Source organism: Reyranella sp. (genome assembly GCF_044224635.1).
Lineage (GTDB): Bacteria > Pseudomonadota > Alphaproteobacteria > Reyranellales > Reyranellaceae > Reyranella.
In genome coordinates, this window is the sequence record NZ_JBGAKA010000007.1 from 1 (window position 1) to 18,427 (window position 18,427).

The following is an 18,427-nucleotide window of genomic DNA, read 5'->3' on the forward strand; positions in this document are numbered from 1 at the left end:
GGCGGCGCCGCTGGCGGGGCCGCCGCGGCGCCGTTCTGCAGCGCCTTGATCGCGTCGGACGGCGACGGCAGGTCGGCCGCGTAGCACAGGCGGATCAGCACCATCTCGGCAGCACGCAACGGCGAGGGGGCGTCGAGAGTCTCGCGCAATCCCTTGAGCAGGAGACTCCACGCCCGGGTCAGCGTCGTCATGGAGAGCTTGGCGGCGAGGGCGAGGCCGTGTGCGCGTTCGCTGTCGGCCGCCGAAGCAGCCGCGTCCGGCGCCACCTTGAGTCGCGTCACCCAGTGCGTGAGCTCGAGCAGATCCTCGATGATCACCGCGGGATCGGCGCCCGAATCGTGCATTTCCGACAGGGTCGCGACGACGGCCGGCGCATCGCCGCGCATCGTCTTCTCGAACAGGTCGAGCACCCGGCTGCGGTCGGCCAGGCCCAGCATGTCGCGCACCTGGGCCGCGTCGACCACGCCGCCGCCATGGGCGATCGCCTGGTCCAGCATCGACAGCCCGTCGCGCACGGAGCCATCGGCGGCGCGCGCCAGCAGCCCCAGGGCTTCAGGTGAAATCTCGATCTTCTCGGTGGCGGAGATCCGCCCGAAATGCTCGACCAGCGTCTCCTGCGATACGCGCTTGAGGTCGAAGCGCTGGCAGCGGCTCAGCACGGTCACCGGCACCTTGCGGATCTCGGTGGTGGCGAACAGGAATTTGACGTGCGGCGGCGGCTCTTCGAGCGTCTTGAGCAGGGCGTTGAACGCCTTGTCCGACAGCATGTGGACTTCGTCGATGATGTAGACCTTGTAGCGCGCCGAGACCGGGCGGTAGCGCACGCCCTCGATCAGCTCGCGGACGTCGTCGATGCCGGTGCGCGAGGCGGCGTCCATCTCGATGACGTCGACGTGGCGGTCCTCGGTGATCGCCCTGCAGTTGTCGCAGACGCCGCAGGGATCGACGGTTGGACCTCCTGTGCCGTCGGCGCCGACGCAGTTCAGCGCCCGGGCGATGATGCGCGCGGTCGTCGTCTTGCCGACGCCGCGCACGCCGGTAAGCATGAAGGCATGGGCGATGCGGCCGGTCGCAATGGCATTGCGCAATGTGCGCACCATCGCCTCCTGGCCGACCAGGGTGGTGAAATCGACGGGGCGGTATTTGCGGGCCAGGACCCGGTAGGGAAGCGATTCTTTGGCTTCCGGCATGGCGAGGTCCCACCGGCTGACGCGACGCGGCCCCATGGGCCCGGCGGTCGTCGCGCGCGGGCCGCCCGTCCACCGCGGCGGCGCGCGAGGCGAAACGGGTGAGAGATCGGCGCGACCCGAAGCGAATTCGTTACGGCTGCTTCCTTCCGGATCTGACCGGGTTGGCGACTGCTCCGCCCGCACCGACCCCTCGAGGTGGTTATATCAGGAGTCAGGCCGTCTGGCGCAAGGGCGGATGTGGGGCATTTTCCAGTGCCCGGTCGGAAGACGATTTTTTCAGTAAGATCAAGCGTTTGCGTGGCGATTGACGGGCCGCTCCAAGCCGAGATGGTCACGCAGTGTCGTGCCGCTGTAGTCGGCACGGAACAGGCCGCGTTCCTGCAGAACGGGTACCACGAGGTCGACGAACGCATCGAGCTGGCCCGGGAAGAACGGCGGCATGACATTGAAACCATCGGCCGCACCAGCGCGGAACCACGCCTCCAGCATGTTGGCGATCCGGACCGGGTCACTGACCAGCAGGAGATGCCCGCGCGCCGCGGCGACCCGATAGAAGAGCTGGCGTAGCGTGAGCTTGTCGCGGCGAGCCATCTCCAGCAGGAGGGCGGCGCGGCTCTTGAGATGCTCGGTCTCCGGCAAGTCGGGCACCGGCTCGTCCAAGGGATAGACCGACATGTCGGTGCCCAGCCGATCGGAGAGCACGCCGAACGCCGTCTCCATCTCGATGTTGCGATTGAGCTCGGCGAAGATCGCCTGTGCCTCAGCCTCGGTTCGCCCCACGACTGGGAACACGCCGGGCATGACCAGCGCGCTCTCCGGCCGGCGGCCATAGCCCGCGACCTGCGCCTTGAGGCCGTCGTAGAAGGCCTTTGCCTCGTCGAGATCGTTCTGGGCCGTGAATACCACGTCGGCGATGCGCGCGGCCAGCGCCTGGCCCGGACCGGACGATCCCGCCTGGATCAGCACCGGATGGCCCTGCGGCGGGCGCGGGACGTTGAGGCCGCCTTCGACCGCGAAGTACTTGCCCTGGAAGCTCGGGATATGAAGGCTGCCCGGTCGGACGAAGCGGCCGCTCGCCTTGTCGGCGATGAAGGCATCGTCGTCCCAGCTGTCCCACAGGATTCGGCAGGCCTCGACGAACTCCTCGGCCATTGCGTAGCGCTCCGCATGCGGCGGATGCCGGCGGCCGAACACGGCGGCCGATTTGGCGTAGGCGGTCGTCACCACGTTCCATGCCGCGCGACCGCCCGACAGATGATCGAGCGAGGCGAAGCCGCGCGCGACGTGATAGGGCTCGGCATAGGTCGTCGAGGCGGTGGCCGCGAGGCCGAGCCGGCTGGTGCCCATCGCCAGGGCAGAGAGCAGCGTCAGCGGCTCGAACTTGCCGATCGTTGACGGATGTTCGCCGTAACCGGTGGCGAATCCATCGCCCAGGAAGAACATGTCGAACTTGCCGCGCTCGGCCGTCGCGGCGATGTGCTTCATCAGTGCGAGGTTCGGCCCGCCGGCGACTGCATCCGGATGCCGCCAGCCGGCCACATGGTGGCCTGGGGTCTGTACGAACACGCCAAGACGCATCCGTCGGGGGTGCTGGTTGTGCACGGCATCCTTTCGGTCTTCTGCCCCCGCGTGGGCGCGCGGTTCACTGTGATAGCCTTTTTCAAGTCAAGCTTTTGAACCGGGTCTCCGGACGATAGGCTTCGAACGTCGAGCGACCATCATGTTTCAGGTGAAGAGGTCGGAAGTCCTTATCCTCGGAATTTTCTATGGCGGCCAGGGCTACGAATGCATTGTGCGGCACAAGGCCGAAGACTGAACGACGAGCGTCGCGCTCCACACGGCACTCAATGCGCCGCGTAGCGCATACCACCAGGATGTCGACCTGTCCGAGCGCTGCGGTCGACGCCGCGGCGATGTCGGCGACGGCGGCGGCATCGGTGATGTCGCCGGCGATCGCAGCCGGCCGGGTATATCCTTCGGTCGCCAGGGACGCGCCGAGACGCTCGATGTTCTCGACGCGTCGCGCCGTTGCGACGACCTTGACGCCCTGCCGGACCAGCAATTGCACGACGCCGGGCCCGATGCCCGCGCTCGCGCCCGTGACCAGGCAGGTCCGGCCGGTCAGCTCGAAGTCCATTGCGCTCGGCCGATGCCCGGCGGGCGGGCTCAGCCGCCGCGTGTCGGCACCACGGCGATGTCCACGGAAGGACGCAACTCGGCGCAGACCTTCAAGACCTCGTGAATGTTGCTGTTCATGAACTTGTCGAACGGCGTCTCGTCCTTGGACGCGCTCTGATCGATCGTCGGGAAGGCCTGCTGCTTCAGGATGTAGTCGAAGCGCGCCGCCCACTTGCGGGCGCCCAGCCGGGCCGTGGTCGAGCAATTGTCGACCATGTAGGACACGCCCTTGTAGTCCATGTAGGGGTTGAGCGAATCGACCGCCTCGATGATCGATTCGTTGGCGATCTCCGAGTACGGATGGCCGCGATCCTTGAGGAGATCGACCTGGGCCATCATGCACGCCATGTAGACGCCGGCTGTCTCCGGGTTGATCGGCGCGTAATTGCGCTGGGCGTTGGCGCGCACCTTCTCGCCGACCACCCACATGTCGGTGCTGTCGATCTTGCCCATCGGATAGGTGCCGTGGCGTCGTGTCGCCTGGATGACGCTGCGCACCTCGTTGCCCGAGGCGACGTCGTCGTAGATCTCCTCGAGGATCTCGCGTGACGGATGGTAGGCGGCATTGAACGCCTTGCGGAAGGCGGCCTTCTCCTTGTCGTCGAGCTGCTCGTAGACCGCCTTCAGGCCGGAGCGCGAGATCGTCTTGCTGATCGGGCCGGTGATCGATTCCGAGGTGTTGAGATAGGCGTCGTCCTTGGCCATGCCGTGGCCGACGTAGCGCGCGTAAAGGCTCTCGGCGATGCCATGCACGGCGCCGAGCAGGATGCCGCGCTCGCCGAAGATGTCGGAGCGGTACTCCGACTCCAGCGTCGTCTCGAACGTGTAGGGCGAGCCCAGCGCGACCGACCAGGCGAGCGCATAGTCGGTGGCCTTGCCAGTGACGTCCTGCTGGACGGCGAAGCTCGCATTGATGCCGGCGCCGTTGACCTCGCGGCCCTGCTCGTAGAGGCGCCGCACCGAGGGGCCCATGCCCTTGGGGCAGACGGCGACGACGTTGATGTTCTTGGGGAAGTCCTCGCCCTGGGCCTGCAGGTGCGAGAGCAGGAAGCCATGGCTGAGGCCGAGCGTGGTGCCCGGGCGGAAGGCGGCGAAGATCTCCTTGTAGTTCTCGGCGAAGGCGGCATCGGAGATCAGCAGCAGGGCCATGTCGCTCTCGCGGATCACCTGGTACATCTCGCCCAGGGTGCCATTTTCCTTGGTGAAACCGACGGCCGCGGCCTCTTTCATCGAGGACGAGCCCTCGCGCAAGCCGACCTTGACCCGGATGCCCGACCCTTCGAGCGATTCGCGCAGGTTCTGGGCCTGCGCCGGACCCTGGGAGGACCAGCCGATGACGCCGATCTGCTTGATGCCGTCGAAGGCCTTGGGCAGCAGCGGGAACAAATGGCGGCCGCCGGCGACGATGGTCTCCTCGCGGTCAGCCATCTTGACGACGCGGGTTTCGAACACCTTCGAGGTGAAGCTCATCGACCGGATCCTTCGTATGGCGCGGATTGCATGCTTGCGGCGCCTCCCTGGGGCGACGCGGGGGCGGAGTTAGCACGCGGGAGCGACGGCTTCAAAGGGCCGCTGGCTGGATTGGCGAGCGGGCTGGTCCACGGGACTTGCAAACCTTCTTTCCATCAGCGGGCGCAGCCGGCTGCGCAGCCAGGCGATATCCGGGTCCCTGGTCCAGGCTGCGCCCCATAGCAGAACATGGGGGGTGGGCTCGATGGGGAACGGCTCGCGCCGCCCCACGGGGTCGAGATGCGCCTCCTCAGGGATGGCATCGGCGGGTCGACGCTGGACGATCTGCGGTTTGCCGGTCGGCGCGGCCCGGTCGGCCTGTTGCCGGCGACGGGTGACGCGGCTTCTTCAGAGACCTGAGTGTTCAGCCCGGCTGATGGCCGAGCGCAGCTTCGCAGTCGCCTTGGCATTGACGACACCCTTGGCCGATACGACTACGCCGTAGTCGCGCTTCGCCGTCCTGACCGAAATGACGCCATCCAGCACGTCGTCGGCGACCTTGGCCGGATCGCGTTCGAGCGGGTTGCCGTAGCCGCCGCCGGCCGGGCCGTAGCAGACGAAGCGGCCGTCCTTGCCGACGTTCATGTGCGGCACCTTGGAAGGCAGGGCGCGCGTCTTCCCGCCAGCCACCAGGTCGAGCTTGGCCGGCATACCTTCGGCGCCGCCCAGGAAACCCCACGGGCGGTAGCGGTGGCCTTCGCCTTCGACCGAGGCGCCGCCGTCGCTCAGGAAGGCGAACTCGCGCACCGAGCCCAGGCCGCCGCGCCACTTGCCGGCACCCGCGACGTCCTCGCGCAGCTCGTAGCGCAGGACGCGCAGCGGCAAATGAGTCTCGATGTCCTCGATCGGGTTGTTGCGGGTATTGGCATAGAGCGTGTCGACGGCGTCCATGCCGTCCTTGCCCAGCCGGCCGCCATAGGAGCCTTCGAAGATCTCCATGTGCACCCAGTGGGTCTCGTTGTTCAGGCCCGAGAAGGCGATGACCTTGAGGTTGCCGATTCCGGCCGACACGTTGCCCGGCATGGCCTGGGCCAGCGCCTTCATCACCGTGTCGGCGAGCTGGTTGCCGGGGCAGAAGCGGGCGATGGTCGGCGCCGGGAAGGTCGGGTTGGCGAGGCAACCCATGGGCGCGACGATGGTAATCGGCCGGATCAGGCCGGCATTGACCGGGATGTGACCGTGCACGGCGGTGTCGAGCAGGATTGACCGGATGGTGAGCCAGATAGCGATGTCGGCGGTGCCTTCGAGCGGCATGTTGATCGGCCGGTCGGGCACTTGCGGCGCCGTGCCGGTGAGATCGACGGTGAGGCTGTCGTCCTTCTTGGTGATGGTGACGACGATCGGCAGCTCCTTCTTCGACGGATCGTCGCTGTCGAGGTATCCGTCGATCGCCGTCTCGGCGCGATAGACGCCGTCGGGCAGCCTGGCGATGGCTTGCCGCATCAGCCGTTCGGCGTGGTCCATCAAGGCGGTGCAGGCGAGATCGAACGTGTCGAGGCCGTAGCGCTCGACCAGCTCGGCCATGCGTACGGCGCCGATGCGCGCTGCCGCGACCTGGGCATCCATGTCGCCGACCACGAGGTCGGAGGCGCGGATGTTGTCGCGCACGATCTGCCACACCATGTCGTTTCGGACGCCGCGGTCGTAGACCTTGATCGCCTTGAACTGCAGGCCCTCGGCGTAGGCGTCGATCGCCTCGACGATGCCGCAGGAGCCGGGTGACAGCGCGCCGATGTCGAGATGGTGAGCCGTCGTGGCGGCAAAGCCGATCAGCCGTCCCTGCACGAACACCGGCACGATGAAGGCGACGTCAGGGCCATGGCTGGCGCCCGAGTAGGCGTCGTTGTGCATCACCACGTCGCCTGGCCGGAAGACGTCACCGCGCTCGGACAGGATCTTCTGCACGCCGCGCACATAGCCCGGAATCGGCCCCGACTGTAGCGGTGTCGACTGTGCCGATTCGGCAAGGCCGCGGCCCTCGGCATCGACCAGAGCCGCCCCGAAATCCTCCGACTCGCGGATGATCGAGGAGTAGCTCATGCGCATCAGCTTGTAGCCCATCTCGATGGCGATGTTCTCGAGCGCGCCTTGGATCACGCTGATGGTGATCGGATCGATGCGATCGGGCTTCAAGGCGGGCTGGCGGAGGGCGGAGGTGGACATGGGGGCTCCTCTTATTCAGCTTTCCTCCCCAGCGAAGCTGGGGAGGAGAATGAAAGACGACGCAGGGATTGGCTACGCATCGTCGCGCCGGATGATCAGGTTGCCGGCGGTATCGGCCTCGAAGCTGTACTGCGGCGGCACGACGGTGGTCGAATCCATCTGCAGGACGATCGCCGGGCCGGCGATGCGTTGGCCGACCGGCAGCAGGTCGCGGCGGTAGAAGGCGGTGGGATGGTCGGCGAGCTTGCCGCCGACTCGGAACGTGCAGGTGCCGCTGCGCACGCGCGCCGCGTCGAGCGATGTCGCCGTTCCGGCGGCGGGCTTGGCGATCGTCGCGGCGCTGGCGGCGCCGACCAGCCTCAAGTTGACGATCTCGATCGCCGAGTCGGCAAAGTGATGGCCGTACTCGCGGCGATGGATATCGTGGAAAGCCTCGAAGGCCTTGGCCAGCGCCGCCTCGTCGATCGGGCCGTCGGGGAAGGGGACGCGCAGCTCGTAGCCCTGGCCGACATAGCGCAGGTCGCCGCGGCGTTCGAAGCTGACGCGGCCGAGGTCGATGCCGTCGCTGGTGAAGCGTTCCGCCAGCTCCGTGGCCATCGCCGCGAAATCCGCATTGATGCGCTCGAGGTCGGCGGCGCCCGAGACCTGGAACGAGGTACGGATGGCGTCGTACCGCAGGTCGCTGATGAGCAGGCCGACAGCCGAGGTGATGCCGGGATGCGGCGGCACGATCACTTCCGGCACGCCCAGCATCTCTGCCACCTCGGCGCCATGCAGCGGACCGGCGCCGCCGAAGGCCACCAGGGCGTAGTTGCGCGGGTCGATACCCTTCTGGACGGTGCGCGAACGAATCGCGTTGGCCATGTTGGCGTTGATCACGGTGACCACGCCTTCGGCCGCTTCGCGCTCGCTCATGCCGAGCTCGCGGGCCAGCTCGCCGATGACGCGCCGCGCCGCGACTTCGTCGAGCGACATGCCGCCGCCCAGGAAATTGCCGCCGTCGAGCCGGCCCAGCACGACGTTGGCGTCGGTCACGGTCGCGCGCGTGCCGCCACGGCCATAGGCGGCTGGTCCCGGCACCGCGCCGGCCGAGCGCGGGCCAACCTTGAAGGCGCCCGCCTGGTCGACGAAAGCGATCGAGCCGCCGCCGGCGCCGATCGTGTGGACATCGATCATCGGCACCAGCACCGGGAAGCCGGCGATCCAGGTGTCACGCGCCGTTGCCTCGCCGAAGCCGCCCTCGGTCACGATGCCGATATCGGCCGAGGTGCCGCCGACGTCGAAGGTGATGAGGTTGCGCCGGCCCGACAATCCGCCGGCCCAGTCGCCACCGATCACGCCGGCGGCCGGGCCCGACAATAGCGTGAGCACGGGCCGATCCGACACCATGGCGGGCGTCGCCACGCCGCCATTGGAGGCCATGATGCGCAGATCGGCCTTGAAGCCCGAGGCCTCTATCTCGGATTCGAGCCGCGTCACGTAATTGCGTACCTTGGGTCCGACGAAGGCGTTCATCGCCGTCGTGGTGAAACGCTCGAACTCACGGAATTGCGGCGACACCGACGAGGAGGTCGTGGCGAAGCATTCGGGATATTCCTCGCGCACGATCTCGTGCGCCCGCGCCTCGTGCGCGGCGTCGAGATAGGAGAACAGGAAGCAGATGGCGATCGCCTGCACACCGGCCTGCTTGAGCTCGCGCACGGCCTGGCGGACGCCGGCTTCGTCGAGCGGCTCCAGCACCTCGCCCTTGGGCGGCACCAGCCGCTCCTTGACCGTCCTGCGATGCCGGCGCTTGACCAGCGGCCTGTCCTGCCAAGGGATGTCCTGCATGATCGAGTAGTGCTGCGGCCGCTGATGGCGGCCGATATGCAGGATGTCGCGATAGCCCCCGGTCGTGATCATGCCGGTGACGGCACCGTCGTGCTCGAGGATGGAGTTGGTGGCGATGGTGGTGCCGTGGAACACCACGTCGATGGTCTCACGCGCGATGCCGTATTTGTCGCACAGGGCCATCAGGCCCTCGACTACGCCGCGCGACGGATCGTCGGGCGTGGTCGACACCTTGTGGACGGCGGTCCGGCCGGCGTCCGTGTCGGCGAAGACCAGGTCCGTAAACGTGCCGCCGACATCGACTCCGATCAAACGCATGACGCCTCCCTCCGACACGGCTCATTCTCCTCCCCAGCTTCGCTGGGGAGGAGAAGACTTGGACAGCAAGACACAGGCCAAGGGCCGATGTCTATCCTCGTCGTCTCGGGGATAGCCTACAATAATGGCATGAGCCTTGCTTCCCAGGCGCCGATGGCGCGAAAACCCGATATTGAGCTGGTTGCCCTCGGCAAGCGTTTCGGCGAGACGGCGGCGGTCGATTCGATCAGCCTGCGCATTCCGGCCGGCTCCTATTGCTGCCTGCTCGGCCCCAGCGGCTGCGGCAAGACGACGACGTTGCGCATGATCGCCGGCCACGAGGAGGCGAGCGAAGGCGACATCATCCTGGGGGCGGAGAACATCACCCATCTGCCGCCGGCGGCGCGCGGCACGGCGATGATGTTCCAGAGCTACGCCCTGTTTCCCCATCTCGATTGCATCGACAACGTGGCCTTCAGCCTGAAGATGCGCGGCGAGCCGAAGGACAAGCGCCGTGCCCGGGCGCTCGAGATGCTGAAGCGCGTCCAGATGGAGCCGTTCGCCCGCCGCCTGCCGTCCCAGCTGTCGGGCGGCCAGCAGCAGCGCGTCGCGCTGGCGCGCGCCCTGATCACCGACCCGCAGGTCCTGCTGCTCGACGAGCCTCTGTCGGCGCTCGATCCCTTCCTGCGCGTCCGCATGCGCGAGGAGCTGAAGAGCCTGCAGACGCGGCTCGGCATCAGCTTCATCCACGTCACCCACAGCCAGGACGAGGCGATGGCGCTGGCCGACCTGGTGGTGGTGATGAACCAGGGGAAGATCGAGCAGGCGGCCAGCGCGCGCGACGTCTTCAACCGGCCGGAATCGGCCTTCGTCGCCCGCTTCATCGGCGGCCACAACGTCCTGCCGGCGGCGGTGGCGCGGGCCAAGGGCGCGGCCGAGTACGTCGCGATCCGCGCCGACCGCATCGTCGTGCAGCCCGGCACCGCGCCGGTCGATGCGACGTCGCTGAGCGGGATCACCCGATCGGTCGAGTATCTCGGATCGACCGTGCAGGTCGGCGTCGACGTGAACGGCCTCGACACCCTGTCGGCCGTGGTCCCGGAGGCGCGTTTCGACGCCAATCCGGTGGCGCCCGGCGAGCCGGTCGTTTTGTCGTGGGCTCCGAAGGACGTTCACGTCCTGGGGCGATAGAGCAGGCGGCGCGAGGCCGCTGGAAAGGCGAATGGAGGAACTGGAGATGACACGGAAGCTCAATGGGCGCGGCGTCGGACGCCGCAAGGTTCTCAAGGGGGCGGCCGGCGTGGCGGGCGCGCTTCTCGGCAGCGGCGCGGTCGGCGGCTTCCCGACGATCTGGGCGCAGAACAACAAGAACATCGTGCTGCGCCAGTGCGGCACCGGCGTGTCGGCGATCAACGAGATCGCCGAGAAGTGCAAGGCCGATCTCGGCATCACCCTGCAGATGACGGCGCTCGATTCGGATGCCGTGGTGCAGCGCGTGGTGACGCAGCCGAACTCCTTCGACATCGGCGATATCGAGTACTGGATGTGCAAGAAGGTCTTCCCGGCGAACACGCTGCAGGCGATGAACGTCAAGAAGATCAAGTATTTCGACAAGATCGTGCCGATCTTCACCTCCGGCAAGCTGAAGCCCGACAGCGTGATCGCCCAGGGCACCGCGCCCAACACGGTGAGCTTCGTCGAAGGCGCGGGCTCGACCAAGTTCGCCAAGGGCCAGACCGACTGGTTCACCATGATCCCGACGATCTACAACGCCGACACGCTCGGCATCCGGCCCGACCTGGTCGGGCGCAAGATCGAGAACTGGAAGGACATCCTCGACCCGAAGTTCAAGGGCAAGACGTCGATCCTCAACATCCCGTCGATCGGCATCATGGACGCGGCGATGATCTGCGAATCGGCCGGCGTCACGAAATATGGCGACAAGGGCAACATGACCAAGGCGGAGATCGACAAGACCATCGATTTCCTGATCAAGACCAAGAAGGACGGCCAGTTCCGCGCCTTCTGGAAGACCTTCGACGAGTCGGTGAACCTGATGGCCTCGGGCGAGGTGGTGATCCAGTCGATGTGGTCGCCGGCGGTCTCCGCGGTGCGCGGCAAGGGCGTGCCGTGCGTCTACCAGCCGCTCAAGGAAGGCTATCGCGCCTGGGGCGGCGGCCTTTCGATTGCCAAGCACTTGCAGGGGGCGCAGCTCGACGCCGCCTACGACTACATCAACTGGTACCTGTCGGGTTGGGTCGGCGCCTTCCTCAACCGCCAGGGCTACTACTCGGCGGTGCTGGACACGGCCAAGGCCAACATGACGCCCGACGAATGGGGCTTCTGGATGGAAGGCAAGCCGGCGCAGGGCGACATCAAGAACCCGCAGGGCCAGGTGGTCGAGAAGGCCGGCGCGGTGCGCGACGGCGGCTCGTTCTACGAGCGCATGGGCGCAGTGTCGTGCTGGAATGCCGTGATGGACGAGGACCGCTACATGGTCCAGAAGTGGAATCAGTTCATCGCGGCCTAGGACGTCATGCGTGATTTTTTGCTTCCCCCGTCTGATGGTGAGGGAATGGACTCAGATCTGGAAGCCCTCCCCCGTCATCGGGGGAGGTGGCCCGCAGGGCCGGAGGGGGAAAACCGCAGTCGAGGTTCTTCTGATTCCGACGTCGGAATCCGAATCATTTCGTCTGCGGCCTTCCCCCTCCGCCCTGTATGACGGGGCATCTCCCCAAAGGCGTTAAAATACAAGGAACCTCACCCTGAGGAGCGGCCCGGAGGGCCGCGTCTCGAAGGGTCGGCAACACTGCGGATGTTTCAAACCGGCTTGTTCGGCGATTTCATGTGCGGCCCATCCCTCGAGACGGCCGCTACGCGGCCTCCTCAGGATGAGGATTTTGATTGGCTGTCGACTAAATTTAACGCCTGTGGGGCACCTCCCCCGATGACGGGGGAGGCGAGTCGGTATTGATGTCTCGCATTCCCGCCTGGGTCGCCTACCTGCAGGTTGCGCCGCTCACGCTGGTGTTCCTGCTGTTCCTGGTGGTGCCGATCGCCACCATCGTCGTGGTGAGCTTCTTCGACTACAACACGACGCAGATCATCCCGGCGTTCCTGCTGCAGAACTACGAGGAGCTGCTGACCTCGCCGGTCACGTGGCGGACCTATCTGCAGACCATCGAGTTCGCCCTCATCACCTGGGCGCTGACGCTGGTGATCGGCTTCACGGTGGCCTACTTCCTCGCCTTCCATGTCCGCTCGGCGACCTGGCAGACGGTGCTGTTCCTGGTCTGCACCATCCCGTTCTGGACCTCGAACGTCATCCGCATGATCTCGTGGATCCCGTTCCTTGGCCGCAACGGGCTCGCCAACATGACCCTGATGCAGCTCGGCGTGATCAAGGAGCCGCTCGAGTTCCTGCTGTTCTCCAACTTCTCGGTCGTGCTGGCCTACGTGCATCTCTACACGCTGTTCATGGTGGTGCCGATCTTCAACTCGATGATGCGCATCGAGCGCAGCCTGCTCGAGGCGGCGCGCGATGCTGGCGCCAGCGGCTGGCAGACGCTGTGGAATGTCATCGTGCCACTGTGCAAGCCCGGCATCGCCATCGGCTCGATCTTCGTCGTCACCATCGTCATGGGCGATTTCGTCACCGTCCGGCTGATGAGCGGCGGGCAGAGCGCCTCGGTCGGGCTGATGATGATGAACGCCATGTCGCTCCTGCAGTATCCGGCGGCGGCGGCCAATGCCGTGGTCCTACTGCTGCTGGTCCTGTTCACGGTCGCTGCCATGATGCGGCTGGTCGACATCCGCAAGGAGCTGTGACGTGAACCGCCGCCGCGGACCTGCTTTCTGGTGCCTTGCCGCCTTCTTCGGCCTGTTTGTGCTGTTCCTCTATGGGCCCACGCTCACCATCCTGGTGCTGTCGTTCCAGGGCCCGTCCGGCGGCCTCACCTTCCCGATGAACGGCGTGTCGGTGCACTGGTTCAAGAACCTGTTCGAGAAGCAGATGGTCGGCGACTTCGCCGGCTCCTTCCAGCGCTCGATGATCCTCGGCATCGCCGCCATGCTGGTGACGGTCATCGCCTCGTTCATGGCCGGCCTCGCGTTCCGCACGCGCTTTCGCGGCTCGACGATCGTGTTCTATCTCGCGATCGCCAGCCTGATCGTGCCGTCGATCCTGATAAGTCTCGGCATCGGCCTGCTGTTCCGCGTGCTGGGCTGGGATGCCGCCTGGTACAGCTCGGCCTTCGGCGCCCATCTCACCTGGACGTTGCCGTTCGGCCTCTTGATCATGTTCGCCGTGTTCAACCGCTTCGACAGACGCTACGAGGAGGCCGCGCGCGACCTCGGGGCCACCTCCTGGCAGACCATCCGCCATGTCGTCATCCCGATCCTGCTGCCCAGCCTGATCGGCGTCGGCCTGTTCGGCTTCACGCTGAGCTACGACGAGTTCGCGCGCAGCCTCTACACCTCGGGCACCTTCAACACCCTGCCGCTCGAGATCTACGGCATGACCACCAACGTCACGACGCCTGTCCTGTACGCCCTGGGTACCGTGACCACGGGCGTGTCGTTCCTGGTGATCGGCGTTGCTCTCGTCTCCGTGATCGTTCTGCGCCGTCGCCGCGAGCGCCTCGGCAACGACGCGGGCAAGGCGGCATGAGCGCGGTGCGGCGAGCCCGCGTGTTGCGTCTGGCCACCGCCGGCCCGCAGGACACCGCGCCGCTCGCGGCCGCAATCGATGCGCGCGAGATCGATCCTGGCACGATCGTCGCCATCGTCGGCAAGACCGAGGGCAATGGCTGCGTCAACGACTTTACCCGCGGCTACGCGACCTTGGCGCTGAAGCTGCTGCTCGCCGACAGGCTACACTGCACGCCGAAGGAGATCGACGAACGGGTGGCAATCGTCATGTCGGGCGGCACCGAGGGTGGGTTGTCGCCGCATCTGTTGGTGTTCTGCCGCGAGACCGTGTCGTCGTCCTCCGCCACCGCGCCGCGACTGGCGATCGGCGTCGGATTGACCCGGTCCTTCGCGCCGGAGGAGATCGGCCGGGCACCGCAGATTGCCGCCACCGCAGGCGCGGTCGCGGCGGCCATGGCGGACGCCGGCATTGCTACGCCCGCGGACGTGCATTTTGTCCAGATCAAGTGCCCGCTTCTGACCAAAGAGCGCATCGAGGAGGCAGCCCGTCGCGGTCAACCCGTGGCCACCGACGACACCTACCACTCGATGGCCCTGTCGCGCGGCGCGTCGGCGCTGGGTGTCGCCGTCGCCTTGAGGTCGCGGCGGCGAGCGCGAGCGAGGCCGCAGTCTGCCGCGACTGGTCGCTCTACTCGCGCGTCGCCAGCACCTCGGCCGGGGTCGAGCTGCTGCGCAACGAGATCGTGGTGCTGGGCAACGCCACGGATTGGGCGGGCGACCTGGTGATCGATCACGATGTGATGCAGGACGCCATCGACGCCGAGGCAGCGCGACGTATCCTCACCCGCCTCGGTGGCCAGACCGTCGCCGTGCTGGCAAAGGCGGAGGCCGCTCCATCGGGTGAGATCCGCGGCCGCCGCCATACCATGCTCGACGACAGCGACATCAACTCGACGCGCCACGCCCGCGCGCTGGTCGGTGGCGTGCTGGCCGGCGTGATCGGCGACACCATGCTCTATGTCTCGGGCGGCGCCGAGCATCAAGGGCCGGCCGGCGGCGGCCCGATCGCCATCATTGGCAAGGTCTGAGCCGCTCGATTGTGGAGACGGGGTTTCTGTTGCACGGTGCGGGCTCTGGGGAGAGGCGGAAGAGGGGGCGACCGCCATGGCAATGGCTGATCCTTATCGGGATCTTGGAGTCAGGCGTCGCATTAATGCGGCCGGCGCGCTGACGCGTCTGGGCGGTGCGATCATGGCGCCAGAGGTCATCCTGGCGATGGCGGCGGCGTCGCGTTCGTCGGTCGATATCGGTGAGCTACAGGATGCGGCGAGCAAGCGCATCGCCGAGGCGACCGGGGCAGAGGCAGGGCTGGTGACGACGGGCGCTGCCGCAGCGCTCACGCTAGCGGCTGCTGCTGCGATCGCGAGATGGGACGTGGCGAAGATGGCGGCGCTGCCGCATGCCGAGAGCTTTCCGCGCGACATCCTGATCCCGCGCACGCATCGCACCGGGTACGCCCACGCCTTGGCGGCTGCCGGCGCGCGCCTGGTCGATATCGGGCACAACGATCGTGGCGCCGGGGCAGGCGTGCGTGGCCTCGAGGCCTGGGAGATCGAGACGGCGCTGACGTCCTCGGTCGTGGCGGTGGCGGCGGCAGCCAACGTGGCCACCATGGGCGACGTTGCGGTCATGGCGGCGGTGTGCAAGGCCAACCGCATACCGTTGATCGTCGACGCCGCGGCACAATTGCCGCCCAAGGAGAACCTGCGGCGGTTCACGACGCTGGGAGCCGACCTGGTCGCCTTTTCCGGCGGCAAGGCGCTTGGTGGGCCGCAGGCGTCTGGCATCCTGGCCGGCCGGCGCGATCTCGTGGCCTCGGCGCTGCTGCAACAGCTCGACATGGACGTGTCGCCCGAGACCTGGCGGCCGCCCGGCCTGATCGACCGGGCGAATCTGCGCGGCGTGCCACATCACGGAATCGGCCGCGGCTTCAAGGCGGGAAAGGAGGAGATCGTCGGTCTTCTGACGGCGCTTGATCGCTTCGTGAAAGCCGACGATACCGCCGCCAACGCCGCGCTCGAGGCGCGGCTGCGCGACATCGCCGGCCAGCTCGACGGCGCCAAGGTGCGGCTGGTGCCGGCCGCCGAGACGGGCCGGGCGCCGGTCCTCGAGATCGTCCTGCCGGACGCTCTCGCCGTGAGCGCGCGCCTGCAGCGCGGCGATCCGCCGGTTCATCTGTCGGAGCGCCACGCCGCGCGCGGCGTGCTCACGCTCGATCCTCAGGTCTTGCTGCCCGAGCACGATGGGCCGCTCGCCGCGGCGCTTCGTGCCGTGCTGTGACGATCAGGCCACGCGCAACAAACCGGGCTGCTGCAGCGCCGTCACGCCGTCGTCGAGGCCGGTCTCTTCGCAGAAGAAATGTCCCTCAACTGCGCCGCCAATGGCGCTGTAAACAGCGTCACTCCACCGACGCCGCGCCCTCGTCGCGATAGGCCCAGCAGGTGTCGGGCGGCAGGGTGATGGCGATCTCGCTGTCGGCGCCATGGCGGGCGGCGGTGCCGAGCTCGAGCGCTTCGAGCTTCTGGCCGCCCATCTCGACGTTGTAGACGGTCTGCATACCCTGGTAGCGGCGCTCAAGCACGCGGCCGGCAAAAACATTGGCCGGTCCGCGCTCGCCCAGCCGGACGTTCTCGGCACGCAGCGCGACGCGCGCCTTGTCGCCGGGATTGAGCGCCTGCGGCGTCCAGGCCTCGATGCGCCCGGCGGCGCCGAGATCGATGGTGGCGCGCTCGCCGCTGCGCGCCAGCACCTTGCCCAGCAGCACGTTGGCGGCGCCGGTGAAGTTGGCGACGAAGGGATCGGCCGGCCGATTGTAGATCTCGTCCGGCGCCGCCATCTGCAGGAGCTTGCCCTCGCGCATCACGCCGATGCGGTCGCCCAGCACGACAGCCTCGGCCTGGTCGTGGGTGACGTAGAGGCCGGTCATGCCGGTCTGCTTCAGGATACGGCGCAGCTCGTCGCGCAGGCGCAGGCGCAGCTTGGCGTCGAGATTGCTGAGCGGCTCGTCGAGCAGCAGGAGCTGCGGCCGGTAGACCAGGCTGCGGGCCAGCGCCACGCGCTGCATCTGGCCGCCCGACAGCGAGGTCACGGGCCGCTCGGCGTAATCGCGCAGGCCGACCAGCTCCAGCGTGTCATTCACCTTGGCGTTGATGTCGCCGCCACCGTTGCGCCGGTGCTTCAGCGGATAGGCCACGTTCTGGCGCACCGTCATGTGCGGCCACACGGCGTAGGACTGGAACACCATGCCGATGTCGCGCTCGCGCGGGCTCACCAGCAGGCCGCGTTCGGGTTCCGACACGACGCGCTCGCCGATCGAGATGCGCCCGCCCGTCGGATGCTCGAGGCCGGCCACGCAGCGCAGCGTCGTGGTCTTGCCGCAGCCCGAGGGGCCGAGCAGGACCACGATCTCGCCCGCCGGCACCTCGAAATCCACCCCGTCGACGGCGGGCTTGCCCGTCGCGAAGCGCTTCACCAGGCCTTCGACAAGAAGAGCAGCGCTCACTGGCGATAGCCGTAGATCTTGTTCCACTGCTCGAGCCAGGCCTCACGCAGCGATTCGAACTGCTTGTACTCCGGCACCCACACCTTGATGACCTTGGGGTCCCAACCCTTGGGGAAGGCGGGTGGTTCCTTGAGCGAGGTGATGTTGCCGAGCTTGGCGATCTGGAAGGCCTGGCCTTCCTTGGACAGGCGCCAGTTCATGAACAGCTTGGCGGCGTTGGGGCTCTTGGCCGCCTTGGTGACGCCATCGGCGTAGGGGATGATGGGCACGCCCTCGGGCGCGAAGATCGCCTCGGCGGGCGCGCCTTCGACGATCTTGGTGTAGATGATGTTGTAGAGCAGCGGCGCGATCGAGACCTCGCCGCGCACCAGCGCATCGGACAGCGGCGCACCCGATGGATAGAGCGCGATGCCGAGCGCGGCCTGTTTCTGCCAGTAATCCTCGCCCAGCACCTGGCGCTCGAACATGCTGCGGGTCCAGGTCGTGCCGCCGGACGGGCCGACCACCTGGCCGATCTGCTTGCCCTTGTACTCGGACTTGGTGAGGTCCATCCAGGTCTTGGGGGCATTCTTCACCAGCTGGGTGTTGTAGGCGATGGCCCATCCCAGGGTGACGCCGGGCCACAGCTTGGGCGACACCAGCGCGTCGGGCCGGTAGTCGGCGGCATTGGGCGGCGCATAGTCCTGGAACAGGTCGACCAGCGCCAGCATCAGGCCGCGGTCGGAATGGTTGACAACGTCGGCGCCCAGCTTGCCGGCGGCGGCTTCCGTCTTGATGCGGGTGATCAGCTGACCACCGGGCGCCCGCACCATCGCAACCTTGATCTTGGGGAAGGTCTTGTTGAACTCCTTGATGACCTCCTGCTCGGTCTCGGCGAAGTTGGCCGTGTAGTAGGTGAGCCCGCCTTCCTTCTCGGCCGCCGCGATCAGCTCCTTGGAGCCGAACTTCTCCTGCTGGGCTATCGCCGGCAGGCCGCCGGTCAGGATGCCCGCGGTTCCGAGCACGGCGCTCGTGGTGAACGTACGTCTTTTCATCGGTCGTGTTCCTC

General features: G+C 67.1%; 13 protein-coding genes, 1 other RNA gene and 1 pseudogene. 6 read left to right on the forward strand and 9 right to left on the reverse strand.

Features of this window, described 5'->3' with window-relative positions; translation table 11 throughout:
* The 7 genes from ACILR9_RS08600 to ACILR9_RS08630 form a co-directional block, all read right to left on the reverse strand.
* The coding region (locus ACILR9_RS08600; protein ID WP_395709498.1) for a DNA polymerase III subunit gamma/tau at positions 1–1,190 on the reverse strand (1,190 nt) is incomplete at its 3' end.
* A 97-nt stretch (positions 1,191–1,287) separates the two neighbouring features.
* Positions 1,288–1,382, reverse strand: an RNA gene (ffs, locus tag ACILR9_RS08605) — signal recognition particle sRNA small type.
* Positions 1,383–1,475: 93 nt separating this feature from the next.
* Positions 1,476–2,768, reverse strand: coding sequence for an LLM class flavin-dependent oxidoreductase (locus ACILR9_RS08610; protein ID WP_395709684.1), 1,293 nt, complete (start codon positions 2,766–2,768; stop codon positions 1,476–1,478).
* An 82-nt stretch (positions 2,769–2,850) separates the two neighbouring features.
* The gene (locus tag ACILR9_RS08615) at positions 2,851–3,327 is read right to left on the reverse strand and encodes an SDR family NAD(P)-dependent oxidoreductase (protein WP_395709499.1); all 477 of its coding nucleotides are present in this window, start codon (positions 3,325–3,327) and stop codon (positions 2,851–2,853) included.
* 29 nt (positions 3,328–3,356) lie between these two features.
* Entirely contained in the window at positions 3,357–4,838 is a 1,482-nt protein-coding gene (locus tag ACILR9_RS08620; RefSeq protein WP_395709500.1) for a hypothetical protein, read from the reverse strand.
* 387 nt (positions 4,839–5,225) lie between these two features.
* Positions 5,226–7,040 carry a hydantoinase B/oxoprolinase family protein gene (locus ACILR9_RS08625; protein WP_395709501.1) on the reverse strand — a complete coding sequence of 605 codons (1,815 nt, stop codon included), beginning with the start codon at positions 7,038–7,040 and terminating at the stop codon, positions 5,226–5,228.
* A gap of 72 nt (positions 7,041–7,112) precedes the next feature.
* Complete coding sequence (locus ACILR9_RS08630; RefSeq protein WP_395709502.1) at positions 7,113–9,188, reverse strand: hydantoinase/oxoprolinase family protein; 2,076 nt, start codon at positions 9,186–9,188, stop codon at positions 7,113–7,115.
* Between the two features lie 153 nt (positions 9,189–9,341).
* Between ACILR9_RS08630 and ACILR9_RS08635 the strand changes: the two genes are divergently transcribed.
* From ACILR9_RS08635 to ACILR9_RS08660, 6 genes and pseudogenes are all read left to right on the forward strand, one after another.
* The gene (locus tag ACILR9_RS08635; protein WP_395709685.1) at positions 9,342–10,358 is read left to right on the forward strand and encodes an ABC transporter ATP-binding protein; all 1,017 of its coding nucleotides are present in this window, start codon (positions 9,342–9,344) and stop codon (positions 10,356–10,358) included.
* Between the two features lie 46 nt (positions 10,359–10,404).
* Entirely contained in the window at positions 10,405–11,697 is a 1,293-nt protein-coding gene (locus ACILR9_RS08640) for a PotD/PotF family extracellular solute-binding protein (protein ID WP_395709503.1), read from the forward strand.
* 443 nt (positions 11,698–12,140) lie between these two features.
* Positions 12,141–12,995, forward strand: coding sequence for an ABC transporter permease (locus tag ACILR9_RS08645; protein ID WP_395709504.1), 855 nt, complete (start codon positions 12,141–12,143; stop codon positions 12,993–12,995).
* A gap of 1 nt (position 12,996) precedes the next feature.
* Entirely contained in the window at positions 12,997–13,836 is an 840-nt protein-coding gene (locus ACILR9_RS08650) for an ABC transporter permease (RefSeq protein ID WP_395709505.1), read from the forward strand.
* Positions 13,833–14,905 (forward strand): annotated as a pseudogene (locus ACILR9_RS08655) (ring-opening amidohydrolase). The gene ACILR9_RS08650 and the pseudogene ACILR9_RS08655 overlap by 4 nt, the downstream one beginning before the upstream one ends.
* 163 nt (positions 14,906–15,068) lie before the next feature.
* Entirely contained in the window at positions 15,069–16,157 is a 1,089-nt protein-coding gene (locus ACILR9_RS08660) for an aminotransferase class V-fold PLP-dependent enzyme (RefSeq protein WP_395709506.1), read from the forward strand.
* A 118-nt stretch (positions 16,158–16,275) separates the two neighbouring features.
* Here the strand turns inward: ACILR9_RS08660 and ACILR9_RS08665 are convergent, their stop codons facing one another.
* Entirely contained in the window at positions 16,276–17,379 is a 1,104-nt protein-coding gene (locus tag ACILR9_RS08665) for an ABC transporter ATP-binding protein (protein WP_395709507.1), read from the reverse strand.
* On the reverse strand, positions 17,376–18,413 hold the full coding sequence (locus ACILR9_RS08670) for an ABC transporter substrate-binding protein (RefSeq protein WP_395709508.1): 1,038 nt from the start codon (positions 18,411–18,413) through the stop codon (positions 17,376–17,378). The genes ACILR9_RS08665 and ACILR9_RS08670 overlap by 4 nt, the downstream gene beginning before the upstream one ends.
* Between the last annotated feature and the right edge of the window lie 14 nt (positions 18,414–18,427).